The sequence below is a fragment of the Streptomyces sp. NPDC058525 genome (assembly GCF_042719495.1).
In the GTDB taxonomy this organism is placed as follows: Bacteria; Actinomycetota; Actinomycetes; order Streptomycetales; family Streptomycetaceae; genus Streptomyces.
Genome location: NZ_JBHXNP010000009.1, coordinates 1 through 19327, shown reverse-complemented (window position 1 = coordinate 19327; position 19327 = coordinate 1). Strand labels below are relative to the sequence as shown.

Below are 19327 nucleotides of genomic sequence, written 5' to 3'. Positions count from 1 at the left end.
CCTTGGAGATCACTCATGCCATCTCGGCTCACGCCCCTGCGCGTGCTCCTGCTCGATTTGGACGGCGTGCTCGTCGACACCCGCCCCGTCATGGAGAACGCCTGGCAGCAGGTCCAGAAGGACCACGGCCTCAACGTGCCCTTCGAGATGTACGAGCGTCACCTGGGTCGGCCCTTCGCCGACATCATGGACCAGCTCGGGCTCGCAGACGCCGAGGCGATTCACCAGACGTACTCCCAGGCGTCGACAGCCGCGTCCCATCTCGCCCGGCAGTTCGACGGCGTCGCGGAAGTCCTGCACGCCTTCGCCTCTGCCGAGTGGCGGCTGGGGATCGTCACCTCGAAGCCTTTGAACCGCGCTGCCCCGCTCTTGGCCCAGCTCGGCGTTCCGTTCGCCACGGTGCGCACTCCGAACGGGGTGGGCCGGGGCAAACCCGCGCCGGACCCTATCCTGCTCGCCCTCGTCGACCTCGGCGCCGACCCGGCCGATGCGCTGTACATCGGCGACATGGCGGTCGACCAGGAGGCCGCGCGCCGCGCCGGCGTCCCGTACGTACACGCGGCCTGGGGCTACGGCGCCCCGGGCCGCCCGGCCCCCGTCGTCGCCGAATCCCCGAAGGACCTGCTGCGTCTCATGGACGCCGGGCCGCTCCTCGAAGGGAGCCCGGTATGACACCGCCGAAGCGCACGGCCCTCGGCATCGCCCGGGCAGAGTCAGCTGGCAAGCCCCTGTGGGCACTGGTCGGCGAGGGCGCTCTCGCGACCATGAAGTCCGACCGGATCACCACGTCCGAGCTGGAGGCCTTGCCCGTCGAACCGGCATCAGCCGGAGCGCGGGTGGACCAGGTGATGGAGACCCTCGAAGCGTACGGCGCTGATCTGGCCAGGACGCCGGGGGGTGCGGGGTGGTCGTACGTCCAGCACGTGCCGACGCGGCGCCTGGTCACGCAGGTCGTCCGCAAGCTGGCCGCGCTCAGCGCCTGGGAGCCGTTCGTGAAGGCCCCCGGTCCGCTGAGGCCCGCGCCGCACGAAGGACTCGTCGGGCTGCGGTCGAGCAGCTCCCGCGAGTACCGCGCGTACACCGTCACCTGGTCGGGCATCGCCTACCTGCTCGGAGCCGCGGCCCCCCACAACCCCCGCCGTTCCCCTCAGTTACGCAACCTCCCTCTCCCTCCCCGCCCAGTAGCCGTAGCGGCACCGAGCCCGGCCCCCTCGGAGCTGCCGCGGTGCGAGGTGGTGGCACTGTCCTGGTCCTCCCGCCACGCCGACACTCTCCTGCCGGTGCTGGGGGAACTGGCCCGAGAGGGGTCCCCGAGCCTCGTGGTGGACCTGGCGACCGACCCGGCGGAGCAGTGCCCGGCTTCGGGAGTCGCGGGGGTGAACCTGTGCTCGCCCCCGACCGGTCTCTTCGACCTCTCCGGCGCTGTGGCCGGTCTGCGGGCGCGGGACGACAGGCGCATCGTCCGGGTCGACGAGCACGAGGTGCAGCTGGCTCGTCTGGTCCGTCTCGTGTCCGTACTACTGGAGACGAGCGGCGGGTGCACCCAGCCCTCGTGGCGCTCCGTGATCCAGGCGGAGACTTGGCTGGACGGCGTTCTCGCCGCAACCCGGCCGCACACCGTCCTCGTCAGCAACGACACCAGCCCACTTGGTGCGTTGGCCGTCCATGCGGCAGAGCGCCATGGCGCGAACACCATGCACGTTCAGCACGGGGCCTGGACGGCCGAGTCGGTCGCATGGCCCGCGCTGCACAGCCGGGACATCATCGTCATGGGTGAACGGGATCTCCCTCTCGCCAGGGCGTGGGCCCGCCGCCCTGATGCCGAAGTCCATGTCCTGGGCCAGCCCCACTTCGACGCGCTCGCCGAGCTCGACAGCCAGGCCCAGCGGCGCTACCTGGAGACACTCCTGGCACCCGCCCTTGGCCCAGGACCTAGCCGTATCGCCGTGTGGGCCTGCCAGCCCTTCGGACCTGACCGGCTCAAAGCGCAGGCGGATCTCCTCCTGGACGGCCTGTGGAAGGCCAGCGACAGCTGGGGCCTCGTCATCGCGCCGCACCCTGCGCAGAGCCTGGACGTCTTCGCCCCTCTACTCGAACGGGACGGCCGGCCGCTCATTGCCGTCGCCGATCCCCGGGTCGGAGCTCGCGGCTGCCTCGCCGGTGCCGATGCCGTGGCGAGCGCCTATTCGACGTGCGGTATCGAAGCCGCCCTGGTGGGCGTTCCAGTGCTCGAAATCGGATCACCCGGCGAGCGCACACTCGGGCTCTCCGAGCACGGCCTCGCACGGCGGTGCAGCACCTCCGATGACGTCGCCGATGCCCTCGCCGCCTTGTCCGGAACGCGCCCGCCTGAAGTCTCGGCCGCGACGGACACGGTGTGCCGGTGGCACGGCGACAGCGCCGCCCTGGTCGCGCGCCTCATCACCCGCCGCAACGACGGCCATTCCACTCACTCCCACCACGATGCCCGCGGCACCGAGTCCGAACTGCCGCAAGGCGAAGGAGCAACCGCCCGATGACACACCTGACCGCCGACAGCGTCGCCGAACTCTTCGTCGGCGCTGTCGCCCTGGCCAAGAACGGCGAGAGGGTCAGCCCGCGCGGCATGGCGACCCGTGAGGTCCTCGACGTCCATATGCGACTGACCCAGCCGCGGGCCCGCCTGCTGTCCGCACCGCCGGTGCGCGTCATCAACCCCGCGTTCGCCGTGGCGGAGACGGTGTGGCACCTCTCCGGCTCGGACGCCCCGTGGATCTTCGACTACAACGCGCGTCTGCGGCAGTACGCCGACGACGGTGTCCTGCGGGGTGCGTACGGACCGCGGATGCGGAACTGGTCGGGCAGCGTGGATCAGCTGAGCCGCGTCGTCGAGATCCTGAAGGAGGACCCCGACTCCCGCCGGGCGCTGATCCAGCTCTACGACCCGGCCCAGGACGCCGCCGGACACAAGGACGTGCCCTGCACGCTGGGCTTTCGCTTCTACCTGCGTGCCGGCCGCCTGCACATGTCGACCACGATGCGTGGTCAGGACGTGTGGATCGGCATGCCGTACGACCTGTTCTTCTACACCGTGCTCCACGAGCTGGTCGCGGGCTGGCTCGACGCTGAGCTGGGCGAGTTCCATCACCACGTGGGATCGCTGCACATCTACGACGACCACCTGGACCAAGCCGAGCAGCTGAGCTCGGTCACCGCGAGCTCGATCATGCCGGACCTCACCACTCCATGGCGGGGCTTCGACGGCCTCCTCGACCAGGTCGTGGCACGGGACGTGACCGGCCACCCGGGCTGGGACACGATGGCAGCCACCCTCCACAGCTACCGCCTGTGGAAGGAGGGCTCCCGTGACCAGGCGTGGCGGGTCGCCGACAAGACCGACGGCCCGCTGGGCGAGGCGCTGACCGCCTGGTACGGCGAGCTGAACCACCGTGCCCGTACCTCCACCACGCTCGAGTCAGCGGGGACGCGGTGATGGCGGCGACGAACCGCGCGCCCTCGGTCATCCTCGGCCTGTGCTCCTTCACGCACGACTCCTCCGCCGCCCTACTCGTGGACGGGGAGCTGATCGGCTTCGTCGAGGAGGAGCGGCTCTCTCAGCAGAAGCACACCAAGGACTATCCCCACCACGCTGTCGACTGGCTGCTGGGAGAGGCCGGGCTCACCGCCGCGGACATCGACGCGGTGGCCTACAACTTCCGGCCCGCTCACTACCTCGCCGAGTCGTCGGCGGCCTTTCGCCTGGCGTTGTCGCCGGCGACGCGCGACCGGGCGCTGCCGAGGGCTCGCGGCTTCGCCAAGGTGGCACTGCGAACCCAACTGCGCACGCGCGCGCTCGGCCGGCGGTTCCCCTCCGCCCGCGTCCTCCCTGTCCTGCATCACCGGGCCCACCAGCTTGCGGCGTTCGCCGCTTCTGGGTGGAACGAGTCTGCCGTGCTCGTCGTCGACAGCCTTGGCGAGCGTCAGACCACGACAATCGCCCGCGGGCACGACGCGCTCCGCCCCTCCGTCCGCACCCTGCAGGCGATCAACGACCCCGCTTCGCTGGGCTACGTGTACGGCGCCGTCACGGAGCACCTCGGGTGGCGTCGCGGTGACGAGGAGGGCACCGTGATGGCACTCGCCGCCCTTGGCGACCCGGAGCGGTTCCAGCACCTGTTCGCCCGGGCTGTGCGCACCACGCCGACGGGGTTCGTGGTGGACCCTGGATACTTCCCGCCACGCGTACTGACCTCTGGCTACCCGCGGACCTCCGGGCGTTTCATCACCGAGACGTGCCCCGAGCGTCACCCGAGCGAGCCACTTCAAAACGTCCACCGGGATCTGGCCGCAGCCCTTCAGGCGCGCACCGAGCAGGTAATGGTGCACCTGGCCCGCCGGGCCGGAATGATCAGCGGATCGCGCCGTCTGTGTGTCGGCGGTGGAGTCGCCACGAACTGCGTGGGCATCGGCCGGATCATCGAGGAGGGCATCTTCGACGAGGTGTTCGTCCCGCCTGCCCCGGGCGACGCCGGCACCGCGATCGGAGCCGCCATCGCTGTGCACACGGGCGGCCGCAGCCGACGGCCCGTGTCCGGCGTCGCCCGGGCCTGCTACCTCGGGCCGTCGTTCCAGAACCAGGCCCTCGACCTCACGCCGTGGCCCGATCTCCAGCAGAAACCGCTGGGCGTCGAGACTGCAGAGTTCCTCGCCGACCAGCTCGCCCACGGAATGATCGTCGGCCTCTTCCAGGGCCAGGTCGAGGCGGGCCCCCGCGCCCTGGGGAACCGTTCGATCCTCGCCTCCCCCCTGGAGCCCGGGGTCGTCGAGCGGTTGAACGCCACCGTGAAGTTCCGGGAGCCGTTCCGCCCCTTCGCCCCCATGGTCCTGGCCGAACGTGCCGGGGAGTTCTTCACCCTCGGTCAGGAGGCCCCGTACATGTCGATGGCGTCCGGCGTGACCGACAACGCTCGCGAACGCGTGCCGGCCATCGTGCACGCCAACGGAACATCCCGGCTGCAGACCGTCGCCCGGTCGCAGAACGCGTTCATGCACGACGTCCTGAGCGCCTTCGCCCGCCGCACCGGGGTACCCCTGCTGATCAACACCTCGCTCAACGTCAAGGGCAAGCCGATCTGCGGGACACCGGAGATGGCGCTGGACTGCCTGGTCAACTCGGGGCTGGACGCCCTGCTGCTGGAAGGCCGGTGGATCACCAAGTGAAGATCGGATACAGCTTCTGGGGTTTCCTCGGCAACGGGATCACCGACACGCCGGATGGGGGACGCAGCCACCGCCGCCCACTGATCGACGCTCTCCTTGCCCGCGGCCACGAGATCGTCTTCCTGCAGGCCAACCGCGACCTGATCGAGGCCGGCGATGACCTGGGGAACGCCTACACATTCCACGGCGGCAGCCCGGACATCGATGTCCTGTTCCTGGAGTGGCGCTGGGCGATCAACGGGCGCAACACCACCCCGTGCGGCACTGAGGGGCACACCTGCGACCTGCACCGCCAGGCCGAACTGGTCAACCGGTACACCGTGCGCAAGAAGACGCCGACCGTGCTCTGGGACAAGGACCGCCAGCTCCCGCTGGACAGCGTCTTGCGGAGCGCCCGTCAGACCAGCGTGTGCGAGGCCGCTCTCGAACCGACACCGGGCGCCCACCGCCTGCTCTTCCCGGTCGACGACCAGCTCCTCGCGTCGGCGGATCCGGTCGCCCTCACCCAGAAGCCCCGGGATCTCGTCCTCGGCTACGTGGGCAACCAGTACGACCGCGACGAGCACTTCGACCGCTTCTTCGCGCCGGCCGCCGCCCGGTTCGAGCACCTGGTCGGGGGCAAGTGGACCAAGAACAGCCGCTGGCCCCACGTCCGATTCCTCGGCAGAGTCCCGTTCGAGGCGGTCCACGCGGTGTACGGCAGGTCCCTGGCGACGGTGCTCATGCTGCCGGAGCGGTACGCCGCCGTCGGGCAGATGACGCAGCGGATCTTCGAGGCCGTGCTCGCCGGCTGCCTCCCGCTCGCCCCTGCCGACATCCTTCACGCCGACCGCTTCGTGCCCAAGGAGCTGATCGTCAGCTCCGGTAGCGAGGTGATCGAGCGGCTGAACCACTTCCAGCGAATCGCCGGCACCCAGCAGCACGCGGACCTGGTCGCGGCTTGCCTGGACCGCCTGAACCTGTTCCGCCTGAGTCGGCAGGCCGACGTGCTGGAAGCCGTCCTGGCCACGACCGCCGGCCCCGTCTCGGTGCAACGGGGAGCGGCATGACGCAGCTGACCTCCCGGGCCATGGCGTCTGGAATCGCCGAACCAGTTCGAACGTCGGGTGCGACCGAGCACCCGCGCACCTCTACGCTGGAGCACCATGAAGAAGGTCGCCATCGTCGGCTGCGGGGGCAGCGGCAAGTCGTACCTGGCACGCGAGCTGGCCAGGATTCTCGACGCCCCGGTCACCCACCTGGACGCCGCGTACTACGACGACGAGTGGAACGAGCTGCCGACGGAGAAGTTCACCGCCCTGCAGCGGGAGCTGGTCGCGCAGCCGAAGTGGGTGATCGACGGGAACTACAACTCGACGCTGCAGATTCGGCTCGAAGCCTGCGACACGGTGGTCCTGATGGACGTCTCGACCATGGCCGCGCTGTACGGGATCCTCTCCCGGCAGATCCGGCACGGGGCCGGGCACAAGGGCAACGGCGTGCACAATCGCATCCACTGGGGTGTGATCAAGTACGTGGCGACGTACCGCCGCAAGATGCGCCCGCGCGTGATGGCCAAGATCGAGGAGTTCGCCTCGGGCCGGGCCGACGTGGTGCTGCTGTCCAACCGGCGGCGGACGCACCGCTGGCTGCGGAAGGTCGCCGCCGAGCACCGCTGAGCACTCCGCGCCCCCGAGTGGAGGGCGCGGCATGAGCGGCACCAACCCCTTCCTGGACCCCGGGCGGCAGACGGAGTTGTACGGGCACGCCTCTCGACTGGCCGGCCGGTCCAATGCCCTGATGCGGGCGAAGACCTCCGGGGGGCCCGTACCGGACACGATCGTCGGGTTGGTGCGCAACCACCACGAGCGACCGGACGGTCTGGGCCTGGTACTGGACCTGGGCTGCGGTCGCGGCACGAGCAGCCTGGCCTTCGCACAGGAACTCGAGCCCCGGCGCGTCGTCGGCCTCGATGCCGCGCCGGCCCTGATCGAGCACGCCCGCCAGCGCGCCCAGCGGCTACCCGGCCTCCCGGTGAGCTTTATGCAGGGGGACTTCCACCGTCTCCCCGTGCCGGCCGGGTCGTGCGACATCGTCGTCGCCGCGTTCTGCCTGTACCACTCACCGCGCCCGCAGGCGGTGGTCGCGGAGATCGACCGGGCGCTCGCTCCCGGCGGTCTGGCCGTGCTCGTCACGAAGGGGCTCGACAGCTACCGAGAGATGGACCAGCTGGTCGCTGCCGTCGGCCTCGACCGGCGAGCCGAGCAGCACGAAAGCCTGTACATCTCGGTGCACAGCGGCAACCTCGCCGACGTAGCCGCTGTGTCGCTCGATGTGCTCGTCGTGGAGCACGAGGAGCACAGCTTCACCTTCGACGGCCATGACCACCTGGCCGAGTACCTGGCCACCAACCCGAAGTACAACCTGGCCCCCGGCCTGTACGGCAATGCGGGCGCCCTCGCGGCGACCCTGCACGAGGTTCTGCCGGACCGGCCTCTCACCACCAAGTCCCTCGTGACCTTCGTCGTGGCCCAGGCGCGGGGAGGACAGCAGTGAGGATCCGCCATTTCACCAAGCACTACGAGACGCCTGGCTCTGTAGCCTCGGCAGCCCGCCACCACGCTTGGCTCTCCGAGCACGTACAGCCGTTGCGCCTGCCGGCTTTGTCGGTGGTCGGGCCGACCAGCCTGACGTACGAGCGGATCGACGGGCGCCCGGCCCGGCCCGAGGACCTGCCGTCCCTCGCCGCGCTGCTCGGCGACGCCCATGGAGCCGCCTGGACCAGCGACCTCCGACCGGCCGCGCTGAACACCCCACACCGATTCCGCGACGGCACCGCGTTCGACGACTACATCGGTCCCCGCCAGACCGCCCTGCGGAAAAGACTCGAGCAGGGCCACCTGCCGGACCCGGCCGCCCTCCAGGTGATGCTCGGGCTGCTGGAGAAGACCGCCGAGGGCCCAACTGCCTTCTACAAAGACAGCAATCCCCGGAACTTCATCGTCACCGAGGCCGGCGACATCTACACCGTCGACACCGACGACCTCACGCTCGCCCCGATGGGTTACGACCTGGCGAAGCTGATCGTGACGCTGAGCCTGACGTACGGGCCCCTCCCGGCCCCAGCCATCGACGCCGCCCTGCTCACCTACAACGAGGCCGCCGAACGCCACGCCACCCGGCTCGGCACCACGGACCGCGAGCGACTGGACGACTTCCTCGCCCTGCACTCCGTACTGACCGCTCCTTACATCGGGCGCAACGGCTACCGCTACACCTGGCCCCGACTCTTCCTCCGAGGTTCCGCATGATCACCACCGAACTCGTCTTCATCCGCCACGGCGAGGCCCAGTGCAACCTCGACGGCCTGGTGGGAGGCCCGCGCACCTGCACCGGGCTGACCAACCGCGGATACGCGCAGGTCGAGCGAGTCGCGCTCCGCCTTGCCGCCGAGCACCGCGCCAAGCCGTTCGACGCGCTCTACGCCGGCCCTCGCATTCGCCTGCGCCAGACCGGGGAGATCATCAGCCAGGCCCTTCGCATCCCCGTGTCCGCCGACGATCGTCTCGACGGCCCAGCCCACGGGGCCGCTGACGGCATGCCCTGGACCGAGGTGAAGGACGCTGCCGACGGTGGGCCGCATGCCCACCCGGACAGGCCCTGGGCTGCTGGATCCGACACGTGGAACGGCTACCTGGAGCGGGCCAGCCGCTTCCTGCAGGGATTCATCGAGCAGCATGAGGGCGAGCGCGTCCTGGTTGCCGCGCACGGCGAGACAGTGATCGTCGCGCACACCCTGCTCCTGGGAATCCCCCTCGGTTCCCCAGCCGGATTCACGGTCTCCCACGGGTCCATCACCCGCTGGCAGCACCACCTCAACCGGCTCGGGCAGAGGCGGTGGATGCTCGACCGCCACAACGACACCGAGCACCTCGCCGCCTTAGCGCGGGAGGCGGCCGCGTGATCACACAGTTCGACGACCCGCGCCTGAACTTGGCCCGGGGCGCGCTCGGGGCGGTCCGGATCGTGCACGAGCCGACGCTCCCGCACCGCGTCCTGCATCTGGTCGACGCCAACGGCAACGAGTTCTTCGCCAAGCAGCACAGCGAACGCGACCGGTACGTGCGGGAACTGCACGCCTATCTCACCTGGGGATCCCAGCTGACCGGCCACGTGCCCCACGTGGTGGGCCGCCAGGACAGGACGTGCACCCTGCTCCTCACCGCTGTCCCCGGCGTACGGGCGGATGCCGTCGCACCAGGATCGCCTGAGGAGGAGCAGGCCCACTACGAGGCCGGGCGCGTGCTGGGCAAGCTGCACCACGCCACTTCTGTGCCGCGCTCGGGCGCTGTCGGCACGGACCTCGCCCAGCGGCTGGGTGACTGGACCGCTCGCGCGGACCGGGCAGGCCTCGTCTCCACGCTCGAACGCGAGCGACTGAGCCACAATGCGAACGTCCTGGCGAACACGCTCATGGACAGCGCGGTGTGCCACCTCGACTATCAGCCGCGGAACTGGCTCCTCGGCGACGCCTTCGGACTGTGCGACTTCGAGCACATGCGCCGCGACGCCCGCATCCGCGACTTCGCCCGGCTCGAGTTCCGCCGCTGGCAGGCGGCACCCCACCTGCGGACGGCGTTCTTCACCGGATACGGAAAGCCGCTGAACGACACCGAACAGCAGCTACTCGAGTCCTTCGGAGCGATCGAGGCCGTCACCTCCCTGGTCCGCGGACATGAGCAGAACGACCTCTCCCTCAGCACCCACGGCCGGACGGTTCTGGCCCGTCTTACCTAAGCCACCCCGTCCCTCGATTCCTGGAGAACCCCGTGTCACAGCACCTGTCCCACCCGACCGCCACTGTCCCCCGTCGGGCGGTGGTGACCGGCGCCGCCGGCTTCATCGGCTCCCACCTCGCGCACGCCCTCGTCCAGGCCGGCGCCGTCGTCATCGGCGTCGATCGGCGCGACCCGGCCACCGACCGCACGGCAGCAGCCAACCTCTCCGTCCTGCAGGGGCTTCCGGGGTACATGCACGTCACCGCCGACCTCCTCAGTTGCCCGATCGATCCGCTTCTCGTCGACGCGAACGCGGTATTCCACCTGGCGGGGATCCCCGGGGTGCGTCCCTCATGGGGACCGAGGTTCGGCGAGTACGTCGCCTCCAACGTCCTCGCGACCCACCGCGTTATGGACGCCGTCACCCGTATGGGAGTTCCCCGGCTCGTGGCGGCCTCCTCCTCCAGCGTCTACGGCCCCACCGACGGGGGTGCGAGCGTGGAGACCGATCGGCCCCAGCCGACATCCCCGTACGCGGTCACGAAGCTCGCCGAGGAGCAGCTCTGCCTCGCGCACTCCGCCCAGGCTCACTGCCCCACCAGCGTCGTCGCCCTGCGGTACTTCACCGTGTACGGCCCCCGGCAGCGCCCCGACATGTTCACGCACCGCGCTCTCACGGCCGCCCTGACCGGCCAACCGCTGCGCTTGTACGGGGACGGTCACCAGCGGCGAGACTTCACGTACATCGACGACGCGGTGGCCGCCACCATCGCCGCGGGCACCCTCCCGACGGCCAGTGGAGTGATCAACGTGGGAGGCGGTTCGAGCGCCTCCCTGCTCGACGTGATCAACATCGCGAACAGCCTTGCCGGGCGCGAGGTCCAAGTTCACCAGGAGAACCCGCGCAGCGGCGACGTCCTCACCACCCTCGCCAACCCCGGCCGCGCCCATGAGGTCCTGGGCTGGCAGCCCCAGGTCGACATTCACAACGGCATGCGGGCCCACATGCAGGCCCTGGTTGCTGAGTCCCCCGCATACGGCCGTGCGGCATGACGGCCAGGACCAGGAGGCGTCGCAGTGGAGAGTCCTGAGAAGGCGCGCCTGGACGCCTTCTTCCGGCAGGTCACGGCACGCTTCCCCGCCGCAGAGAACGTCACCACTCTGATCATCACGCACCTGCTCTCTGAGCGGCCGGCGTTCCTCCGCGCGATGGCGTCGATCTCCACGGTCGGCGCAGTCCTGCCCAAGCCAAGGTCCATCGACCAGCCGACACTGAAGGACGTCCGATGTGCCTTCACGGTCCATGACCTGAGCCGCGAGCTGTTCACCGACCCGACCAGGGCGTTGGAATACCTGGAGGACACTGTCGGCGGCAGGAACGTAGTCCTGGTGGACATCGGGGGCTACTTCGCACCATGCCTTGACACCCTGGTGGAGAAGTTCTCCGGCCGCATACTCGGTGTCGTCGAGGACACAGAGAACGGACACCAGAGGTACGCCGCACTCGACCACCTCGCTTGCCCTGTCGTCTCGGTCGCCCGCTCCCCGCTCAAGGACTGCGAGGACCACCTCGTGGGCCGATCCATCGTCTTCTCGACCGACGCCCTGGTACGCGCCCGCGGCGATGTTTTGACCAGCCGGAACGCCTGTGTGATCGGGTTCGGCAAGGTCGGCCGGGCCATCGCTCAGACACTTCGTGCGCAGGACGCCCGCGTCACGGTGTACGACACCGATCCGATCAGGAGAGTGCAGGCGCATTCCCAGGGCTTCCGCACGAGCACGTCGACTGCCGCCGCACTCCAGGACGCGGAACTCGTCCTCTGCGCCACCGGCAACCTGGCCCTCCGCCAAGGTGACTTCTCGGCGCTGCGCAACGGGGCGTACCTCGCCTCGGTGACGTCCTCGGAGGACGAACTCGAACTCGGCAGCCTCCGTGGGCACTACCAGCGCACCCCGGTCGGCGAGCATCTGACGCGGTACGAAATCACGGGCCACTACTTCTACGTCCTGGCCGACGGTGGCGCCGTCAACTTCGTGCACGGCGCGGCAGTAGGCACCTACATCCACCTCGTTCAGGCCGAGATTCTCGCCGCCACCGCGGCCCTCAGCCGCGGCCACTTCCACGCCGGCATACACGAGATGCCGACGCCTGACCGCCAGGCCATCGCCAGGGTCTGGTTCAACCACTTCGATAGGTGACCACGTGCCTCCATCCCCCAGCACATCCGCGCCGACACCGAGCGCCGCACCCCGCCGCCACATAGCCGTCATCCCGTGCCGCTGGGGATCCACCCGGTTCCCGGGAAAGCCCCTGGCGCAGCTCGGGAACAAGCCGCTGCTGTGGCACGTCCACCAGCGCTGCGTAGAGGCGAGACGCCTTCACAGCGCGGTGGTCGCAACTGATGACAAGCGCATCGAGGAGGTGTGCCACGAGCTGGGGATCGACTGCGTGCGCACCGCGAACCACCTCACTGGTACCGACCGCGTCGCGGAGTGCGCGGAACGCCTGCCCGCCGACGCCTACATCAACGTCCAGGGCGACGAGCCGTTCGTCTCCCCCACAGCAATCGACGCTGTCTCCGAGGCCCTCACGCACCTGCCGCCTGGGACGCTCGCAGTGAACGCGTACACGGAGCTGGACGACGCCGGCGCGGTACTGAACCACAATGTCGTCAAGGTCGCCGTCGGCGCCGACGGCAACGCCCTCATGTTCTCCCGCCAACCGATCCCCTACCCGCGCGGTGACCGTCCGAGGTACCTGCGGCAGCTCGGGCTCTACGGCTTCACAAGAACGGCCCTCAGCTTGTTCCAGCAGCTCCCCCAGGGCCCGTTGGAGCGAGCCGAAAGCGTGGAGATGCTGCGCCTCGTCGAACACGGCCACGGCGTACGGATGGTCGCTGTAACGGACGATGGTCTAGCGGTCGACACTCCGGAGGACCTCTCCATGGCACATGCGCTGCTTCGTAGCAGGACGCAGGGCCGGCCCCAGTAGTGTTTGGTTAGGTTCTGGTTCCCGCCCGCTGACGCCAAGAAGATCAATTCACGGTCTGGCCGTGCCGATCAGTTGTCGCCGGTCTGGGTCGTGTCGGCGTAGCTGTTGAACACGTCGAGCTCGTTCTGCTCGAAGCGGCGGATGCCACCCCGGATGGAGTCGTAGCCGGCCACGACGGAGGTCGCGGTGGCGTAGACGTGCTTGTCGTCCTTGACCTCGAAGTGGAAGGTGAGGGAGACGCGCCGGACGTCGGTCACCCAGGCTTCGATCCGCACCGGGGTCTCCCAGGTGTCCAGCGGGTGCTGGTACCGGATGGTCTGCTCGCGCAGGAGGAAGTTGCGGGAGAGGCGCTCGGCGGGATCCTGGGGGACCAACATGCTGAACATGCGCATGCGGGTCTCTTCCAAGAGGACGCCGTAGCGAGAGCTGTTGAGATGTCCGTTCGCGTCGAGGTCCGACCAGCGAACGGGGCAGTCGTAGATGTGTCGAGACACAGCGGCTCCTGAGGGTTGTGGGATCTGCCGCACCATCGAGGCACCCGGCCGATCCGAGGAGGGGCTGGCGTACCCTCCGTGCCGAAGGCCCACGGGCTGCGGGGATCGACCGTCCGGACGTTCCGTTGCGTCCGGACGGCCACGCCCCGCCCTCCCAGCGCCCAGACGGAGGCAGCACCAGTCGTGACAGTAAGTGACTTGCTTTGGTCAACGAGCTAGCCACACCAGCTAGCGGGGCAGCTCCTCGCCCGCTTGGAGGTCGTTGAAGATCTCGCGAAGGAGGGTGGCCCGGAGGTCCGCCTGGGGCAGCTGCTCACTGAGTCGGCTGAACGCCGCTTGGACGGAGTTCGGCAGCGAGGCACGCAGGAGCAGCTTCAGCTCCGCTCGGGCCTGGGGGTCGACGATCGGCTGGTGGATGCGGTCGATGACGGCTCCGGCCCCCAGCTGCGTGATGCCCCACTCTCCAGGTGCTTCCCGGATGGCCCATACCACGAAGTGGTTCGCGGGCGACAGGGTGAGCTGGCACTCCGGACCGGCCAGGGCGCTCAGCGCGGGGAGCGGCACGCCGTCGGGGCCGGCGAGCGCTGCGGCTTCGTCGGCGCTGTCGACGACCAGGCGGGCGGTGAGCGCGCGGGCCGCACGGCGGCGGGCGGCATCAGCTTCGGCCTGGGCCGATGGCTGAGGAGCGGGCGTGCTGGGCTCAGCATGGGCCCAGGCGTTGCGCTTGCCTCCCAGGGCGTCGGTCTCGTCATCCGAGGACTCGGTCTCGACCCAGGTGATCACTACGAATCGGCAGTGGGGCATCGACGCCGGGTACAGGACGTGGGAGACAACTTCGACGGTCTCCCAGCCCAGGGCGGGGATGATCATCCGGAAAACGTGGCCGTCCCGGTCGGCTTCCAGATCGGCCTCGGTGCGCCAGATCCGCTCGACGTCAGGGTTCTGGCGAACCTCGGCGATTAGGTCGACGAGCTCGGTGTTGTCCTTGTGGGTGGCCTGGGCGAACTTCAGCAGGCGGACGTAGGCCGCAGCATGCATGTCCCAGTCGTGGTACTGGGTGCGCGCCTCGGGGTTCGTCAAGGCCCAGCGCATGAGGTTGGCACGCGGCTCCATGACCCAGGGCCACCACTCGGCCATCGCCGCGTTGTACGCGAGGATGTTCCAGTTGCGGTCGGTGAGGTATGTGGGCGAGGGCATCTGCCTGTCGATCAGAAGGCGAAGCGCCCGGCGCAGCTCCGGACTGGCATCGATCTGAGGGTCACCGTCGAGCGTGGTGCCGATGTTGTACAGCAGCAGGGCGTGGCGCTCGCTCTTGTCGAGCCCGAGCAGGTCCGCGAGTGCTTCGCACTGAGGCTTGGTGAATCGGGGCGGGACGGCCCCCTTCTCCACGTTGCGGTAGGTCCGGACCCCCATGCCGAGGGCCTTGGCCACCGGGGTCTGGGTGATCCCCGCCGCCTGGCGCCATCTCTTCAGCCAGCCGCCGAACCCCATGAACTGACCGGCGATTTCTCCGCCGTGTGCGCCCTTGTTCTCGGCGTGGTCAGCACCGAAGGGGACTATCCCCTGAGCAACCATGAGGCTCTTCCTTTGTCTCCGCAGTCTCCAGGGCGACATCCGGTCGAGGGCATGAAAAAAGAGGGGCAGCACGAATGCAGGCCCCCCGGCCGGATGTCTCCCACAAAGACGATACGACGACGTTGAACGCTTTCCACAATTTGTGGTCTCGACCACAGGGCGGTTGGTTAAACGTGCAACCATAACCGCCGGCACCCAGCCGCCTTCCATGACGAATCTGGACATTCCCCCACCTGCAGTTTTCCATGATCAGGAAAGCGGCAAATCCTTGCCGGTTTTTCTTGCAAGCCGACGAATGGCCATTCACGCCACCGACGGCCACCCCAGAGGATTCGAAGCAAACCCCCCAACCACCCTTGAAGGGAAAGGGTGTTACTCGGATCCCCCATCCAACCTTCACGCGCCCCACACATCAATCTACGCGCGTGGATTCGCCCTTGAGATGCCGTTGACGAAGGCTTTGCCTGCGGGCTTAAATCCAAACCTGACCAGCCGGTACAGAGCGACAGCCTGCCGGTTCATGAACGTGGGGGCCCTTTTGAAGATCCTTTTTGGCGTGCCCGGAGTGCGCCTGGGCGTCACTGCCGCACAACGGCTCACACCTGCACGCCCTGACGCATCGACGAAATACTTGGCACGTACAACCTTTCACGGCTTGTAGAGCCAGGTCTGGATCTTGTGCGGGCGTCTGCGTATGTTCGTCGTCCCCCACCGGGAGGCAACCCGGTGATCGGCGAAAGGAACGCATGCAGGACGCACCAAGCGGCTAGTCCGTAAATGCAGTCAGCGCCCGGGAGAAGGCAACTCCCGGGCGCCGGACGCGAAGAGTCTCATCTCCAGCCGAGGCAACGGCCGGAGAGACCCGTCATCACCGCGCCGGCCCTTCCTACGGGACACACCGGCTGCGGCATCACTCAGGGAGAGTTTTGCATGGGCACGCCCCTGCGCGAAAGGCCGGACCCTCGGGTCGCCGCCGCGGACTGTGCAGCGGACACTGCTCACCCGCCCTTTTCGGGCCTCTGGCGCGGGGGTGAGGTCTGATGGCACGCATTCGCACCATCAAGCCCGAGGCTTTCGAATCCGAGGACCTTGCCGCCGTCGATGTCACCGCGGTGCTCACGTTCTTCGGGCTGCTGACCCAGGCGGACGACTCCGGCCGATTCCGCGACCACCCCGCCATCATCGCCGGGCGGCTGTGGGCGCTGCGCCCGGAGCACACCCCCGCCCACGTTGCCCACGACCTGGAGCAGCTGGCCGAGGCCGGCCTGGTGTGCCGGTACACCGGCTGCGACGGCAAGTCCTGGCTTCACATCGTGACTTGGGACCGGCACCAGAAGATCAACCGCGCTTCAGAGTCGCGACTGCCCCGCTGCCCGGCCCACGAGGCGGCGAAGGCGTGCGGCGAGTGCGACCGCCCCCAGTGCCACGCCCAGGCCCATACGGCGGCCAGCCTCCGGCAGCCGCCCCCCGAAGCCCACGAGGCACACGTCGGCGCAGACGCCTCCGCGACCGCTCACGGAGCGCTCACGCGAACCGTTCCGTCCGATTCGCCCGCATCCAGGCCCACTGTGACGCGCGCCACTCTCACCCCGGAGGGTGACGCCGAGGCCACATCGCCCCCGCGCCCGACGCTCGCCAGCCCCACAAGGGAATCCGCAGGTCAGGACAGTGGAGCCCAGGTGGATGACATGACGGGCGCCACATTCACTGAGGGTTCACGGTCTGGATCTAGGATCTTGGATCCTGGATCTTCCCGTAGGGGGCGCGAGGCGCCCGCGCTCGGCTCCTCCCCGGAGACAGTGCTGGAGGCGGCCGACGCGAGCGAGTGGTCGGCAAAAGTCTTGATGGCCGAGTACCTGCGCGGCTGCCCCGGAGGGCGTCCGCCGAAGAAGGTCCTCGGGCACCTGGGCAAGGAGATCCGCTCGCTGCTGGACGAGGGCTACGGCCCCGACGTCCTGAGGCCGGCGCTGGATCGGCTGCGCGCCAAGGGGCTGAACCCCAGCGTCCTGCCGAGCCTGGTAAACGAACTCCTCAACGCCGGGCCAGCGCCGTCGTCGAGCTCGAGCCCGTCCTCCGCCTCCGGCGCGGGGCCCTGGGCCAGCGCCTCCCCCGCATACACGCCGTACCTCAACCCCACCGAGCCGACCGGAACCTTCGGAGTCGCCCTGTGAACCGCACCAGCCTCGCCGACCCCCAAACCACCGCGGACAACGCTGCGATGGTCTGGATGCGACGCAAGCTCGCCGAGCGCGGCATCGACCCCACCGCCCCGGTCGCGGACACCCCGGAAGCGATCCCCGCTCTGGAGGCCGCTCAGCTGCGAATCCCGCGCGACTACCGCGAGGCCCAGGTCGAGCATCCCGCCGTAGCCGAGTGGGTCCACACCATCGCCAGTAGCGCCGTCGGCCACGCGGCGAGCCCGCTGATCCCGCACTTCGGGACGCCTGGGCAGCGGGAGATCACCCACGGTCACAGCCTGCTGCTGTGGGGCTCGACCGGCGCCGGCAAGACGCACCAGGCGTACGGCGCCATCCGCGCCCTGACCGCCGCAGGGTGCGGGGTGCGCTGGCACGCCACGACCGCCGCCGACCTGTTCGGCGAGATGCGGGCCCGGGGCAGCGGGGATCCCGAGTACCTCCTGCGGCGGATCGTGCGGATCCCGCTGCTGCTCCTCGACGACCTCGGCGCCGCCAAGACCAGCGAGTGGACCGAGGAGATTACCTTCCGCCTGCTCAACTGGCGGGCGCAGAACCAGCTACCGACGATCGTCACCTCGAACCTGCCGCCGGTCCGCATGCCGGGGATGGCCTCCGGCCAGCCGGTGCTGCGGGACAAGGTCGGCGACCGCGTGCTGAGCCGCCTGTCCGGCATGTGCACCCCGGTCCACCTCGACGGCCCCGACCGCCGCTTCCGCGCCGCCTGACCCGCCGCGCCCACCACCTTCCACCGCCCGGCCCGCGAGCCGGTCCGCCGGCACCCGCCGCCGCGTGCCGCACCCGCTCGCCGCCGCCCGGCATGCCCTGGAGACCCACCCCATGCGCCACATCACCACCAACACCCAGCCCGCCCCCGAACTGCGCGGCATCGCTGACATCTCGTGGCACGCCCGCGGAAGGTGCCACGACCTTGCCCCCGACGAGGCCGACCGCCTGTTCTTCTCCGCACCGCGCGCCCACGCCGCCATCGCCGAGGCCAAGTCGCTCTGCGGCGCCTGCCCCGTACGCCAGACATGTTTCACGCACGCCCTGGACAACGACATCCGCTGGGGCATGTGGGGCGGCCTGACCGAGGCGGAACGCAAGCCGTGGCACGCCAAGGTCGCCAAGCGCCTTGACTACGCCCGGGTCCGCGCCGCCCTCATGGGCCGGGACGTCCACCTCACCGCGTCCGAGCGAGACGCCGTCAGCCGCGCCGCGTACCTCCGTGGCTGGAGCGCCCCACGCCTGGCTTATGCCCTGCGCATCGACCTCGACCACGCCCGCGACCTCCTGCGCGAGGCTCGCCACGCGGTGGCCGACCGCGACCGGTACTGGAAGGTCCCGGCCGCGGACAGCAAGGAAGCCGACACCCCGGACCAGGGCGAGGAAGCCGGCAGCGAGACCGCCCCCGAGGAAACGTTCTGTCAGGTGCCTCGCCAGGCCCAGACGCACGAACTGATCAACGCCCTGAAGAAGGCGGCCTGAACTGCCCCGCGCTACCTCCCGCCCGCCCCACCACCGGCGGACGCGCACCACATCCCCCAGCGAGCCCGGAGAAAGGGAGCCCTTGACCGAGGAGACCGCCGACCGATACGCCCTGATCGCTGCCGGGACAGTGATCATCGTCCTGACCGGCGCCGGATTCTGGCTCTCCTACGCACACCTCGCCGAAGTCGCAGGGCGACACGGCCTGGACCGCTCGCCGATCCGGCAGTGGGCCTGGCCCGCCACGCTGGACATGTTCATCGTCGCCGGCGAACTACTGATGCTGCGGGCCGGACTTCGCAGGGTGACGGACTGGTGGGCGGTCGGGCTGACGGCTGTCGGGTCACTCGGATCGATCGCCCTGAACGTGGCCGGCGTGAACGGCACCACGACTGGTCCGGTTCCGCTCCTGGACTACCTGGTCGCGGCGGTCCCACCGACCGGGGCGATGCTGGCCTTCGGAGTCCTGATGAGGCAGATCCAGCAGCGCGTCGCCAGGCCCGTCCGGAACAGCCGGCCCGAGATCCGGACCGAGACCCGGACCGGACCCGGACCGAGCGGGACCGCCGGACCACAGGACCCCACCCAGGCCCCGACCGCCACCCCCACCGCACAGACCCCCACCCC

The 19327-nt window shown here is 69.4% G+C and carries 19 protein-coding genes; 17 read left to right on the top strand and 2 right to left on the bottom strand.

Annotated elements, in window-relative coordinates; all coding sequences use genetic code 11:
• Nucleotides 1-15 precede the first annotated feature (15 nt).
• The 13 genes from ACFWP3_RS07190 to ACFWP3_RS07130 all read left to right on the top strand — a co-directional run bounded on the left by ACFWP3_RS07190 (nt 16) and on the right by ACFWP3_RS07130 (nt 12948).
• A complete protein-coding gene (locus tag ACFWP3_RS07190) occupies nt 16-672 on the top strand; it encodes an HAD family hydrolase (RefSeq protein ID WP_384217059.1) in 657 nt (218 codons plus the stop codon).
• Nucleotides 669-2519: a hypothetical protein gene (locus ACFWP3_RS07185; RefSeq protein WP_384217058.1), complete on the top strand. Its 1851-nt coding sequence runs from the start codon at nt 669-671 to the stop codon at nt 2517-2519. The genes ACFWP3_RS07190 and ACFWP3_RS07185 overlap by 4 nt, the downstream gene beginning before the upstream one ends.
• Nucleotides 2516-3472, top strand: coding sequence for a thymidylate synthase (locus tag ACFWP3_RS07180; RefSeq protein ID WP_384217056.1), 957 nt, complete (start codon nt 2516-2518; stop codon nt 3470-3472). The genes ACFWP3_RS07185 and ACFWP3_RS07180 overlap by 4 nt, the downstream gene beginning before the upstream one ends.
• Nucleotides 3472-5199, top strand: a complete 1728-nt coding sequence (locus ACFWP3_RS07175; RefSeq protein WP_384217053.1) for a carbamoyltransferase — start codon at nt 3472-3474, stop codon at nt 5197-5199. The genes ACFWP3_RS07180 and ACFWP3_RS07175 overlap by 1 nt, the downstream gene beginning before the upstream one ends.
• Nucleotides 5196-6248 (top strand): hypothetical protein, encoded by a 1053-nt coding sequence (locus ACFWP3_RS07170; protein WP_384217051.1) that lies wholly within the window; start codon nt 5196-5198, stop codon nt 6246-6248. Before ACFWP3_RS07175 ends, ACFWP3_RS07170 begins: the two co-directional genes overlap by 4 nt.
• Nucleotides 6249-6344: 96 nt before the next feature.
• Nucleotides 6345-6857 carry a topology modulation protein gene (locus tag ACFWP3_RS07165; protein ID WP_384217049.1) on the top strand — a complete coding sequence of 171 codons (513 nt, stop codon included), beginning with the start codon at nt 6345-6347 and terminating at the stop codon, nt 6855-6857.
• 31 nt (nt 6858-6888) lie between these two features.
• Entirely contained in the window at nt 6889-7734 is an 846-nt protein-coding gene (locus tag ACFWP3_RS07160; RefSeq protein ID WP_384217046.1) for a class I SAM-dependent methyltransferase, read from the top strand.
• Entirely contained in the window at nt 7731-8489 is a 759-nt protein-coding gene (locus ACFWP3_RS07155) for a phosphotransferase (RefSeq protein ID WP_384217043.1), read from the top strand. Before ACFWP3_RS07160 ends, ACFWP3_RS07155 begins: the two co-directional genes overlap by 4 nt.
• Complete coding sequence (locus tag ACFWP3_RS07150; RefSeq protein WP_384217041.1) at nt 8486-9142, top strand: histidine phosphatase family protein; 657 nt, start codon at nt 8486-8488, stop codon at nt 9140-9142. Before ACFWP3_RS07155 ends, ACFWP3_RS07150 begins: the two co-directional genes overlap by 4 nt.
• Nucleotides 9139-9975, top strand: coding sequence for a phosphotransferase (locus ACFWP3_RS07145; protein WP_384217038.1), 837 nt, complete (start codon nt 9139-9141; stop codon nt 9973-9975). Before ACFWP3_RS07150 ends, ACFWP3_RS07145 begins: the two co-directional genes overlap by 4 nt.
• 32 nt (nt 9976-10007) lie before the next feature.
• A complete protein-coding gene (locus ACFWP3_RS07140; protein WP_384217036.1) occupies nt 10008-11009 on the top strand; it encodes an NAD-dependent epimerase/dehydratase family protein in 1002 nt (333 codons plus the stop codon).
• 24 nt (nt 11010-11033) lie between these two features.
• Entirely contained in the window at nt 11034-12155 is a 1122-nt protein-coding gene (locus tag ACFWP3_RS07135) for an adenosylhomocysteinase (RefSeq protein ID WP_384217033.1), read from the top strand.
• A 4-nt stretch (nt 12156-12159) separates the two neighbouring features.
• Nucleotides 12160-12948, top strand: coding sequence for a 3-deoxy-manno-octulosonate cytidylyltransferase (locus ACFWP3_RS07130; protein WP_384217031.1), 789 nt, complete (start codon nt 12160-12162; stop codon nt 12946-12948).
• Nucleotides 12949-13016: 68 nt separating this feature from the next.
• On the opposite strand, the gene ACFWP3_RS07125 is transcribed toward ACFWP3_RS07130, so the two are convergent.
• Both ACFWP3_RS07125 and ACFWP3_RS07120 read right to left on the bottom strand, forming a co-directional pair.
• Nucleotides 13017-13442, bottom strand: coding sequence for an acyl-CoA thioesterase (locus tag ACFWP3_RS07125; RefSeq protein WP_384217029.1), 426 nt, complete (start codon nt 13440-13442; stop codon nt 13017-13019).
• A gap of 228 nt (nt 13443-13670) precedes the next feature.
• A complete protein-coding gene (locus ACFWP3_RS07120) occupies nt 13671-15017 on the bottom strand; it encodes a helix-turn-helix transcriptional regulator (protein ID WP_384217027.1) in 1347 nt (448 codons plus the stop codon).
• 1040 nt (nt 15018-16057) lie between these two features.
• Between ACFWP3_RS07120 and ACFWP3_RS07115 the strand changes: the two genes are divergently transcribed.
• From ACFWP3_RS07115 to ACFWP3_RS07100, 4 genes are all read left to right on the top strand, one after another.
• On the top strand, nt 16058-17188 hold the full coding sequence (locus tag ACFWP3_RS07115) for a hypothetical protein (RefSeq protein ID WP_384217024.1): 1131 nt from the start codon (nt 16058-16060) through the stop codon (nt 17186-17188).
• Nucleotides 17185-17940 carry an ATP-binding protein gene (locus tag ACFWP3_RS07110; RefSeq protein WP_384217023.1) on the top strand — a complete coding sequence of 252 codons (756 nt, stop codon included), beginning with the start codon at nt 17185-17187 and terminating at the stop codon, nt 17938-17940. Before ACFWP3_RS07115 ends, ACFWP3_RS07110 begins: the two co-directional genes overlap by 4 nt.
• A 64-nt stretch (nt 17941-18004) precedes the next feature.
• Entirely contained in the window at nt 18005-18700 is a 696-nt protein-coding gene (locus tag ACFWP3_RS07105) for a WhiB family transcriptional regulator (RefSeq protein ID WP_384217020.1), read from the top strand.
• A gap of 82 nt (nt 18701-18782) precedes the next feature.
• Nucleotides 18783-19327, top strand: a 545-nt coding sequence (locus ACFWP3_RS07100; protein WP_384217018.1) for a DUF2637 domain-containing protein, incomplete at its 3' end; no start/stop codon positions are given.

What these genes read in the sequence shown, in the direction of transcription:
- ACFWP3_RS07185 (WP_384217058.1), top strand. Translation starts at nt 669, where the DNA reads ATGACACCGCCGAAGCGCACGGCCCTCGGCATCGCCCGGGCAGAGTCA.
- ACFWP3_RS07165 (WP_384217049.1), top strand. Translation starts at nt 6,345, where the DNA reads ATGAAGAAGGTCGCCATCGTCGGCTGCGGGGGCAGCGGCAAGTCGTAC.
- ACFWP3_RS07175 (WP_384217053.1), top strand. Translation starts at nt 3,472, where the DNA reads ATGGCGGCGACGAACCGCGCGCCCTCGGTCATCCTCGGCCTGTGCTCC.
- ACFWP3_RS07115 (WP_384217024.1), top strand. Translation starts at nt 16,058, where the DNA reads ATGGCACGCATTCGCACCATCAAGCCCGAGGCTTTCGAATCCGAGGAC.
- ACFWP3_RS07120 (WP_384217027.1), bottom strand. Translation starts at nt 15,017, where the DNA reads ATGGTTGCTCAGGGGATAGTCCCCTTCGGTGCTGACCACGCCGAGAAC.
- ACFWP3_RS07150 (WP_384217041.1), top strand. Translation starts at nt 8,486, where the DNA reads ATGATCACCACCGAACTCGTCTTCATCCGCCACGGCGAGGCCCAGTGC.
- ACFWP3_RS07160 (WP_384217046.1), top strand. Translation starts at nt 6,889, where the DNA reads ATGAGCGGCACCAACCCCTTCCTGGACCCCGGGCGGCAGACGGAGTTG.
- ACFWP3_RS07180 (WP_384217056.1), top strand. Translation starts at nt 2,516, where the DNA reads ATGACACACCTGACCGCCGACAGCGTCGCCGAACTCTTCGTCGGCGCT.
- ACFWP3_RS07190 (WP_384217059.1), top strand. Translation starts at nt 16, where the DNA reads ATGCCATCTCGGCTCACGCCCCTGCGCGTGCTCCTGCTCGATTTGGAC.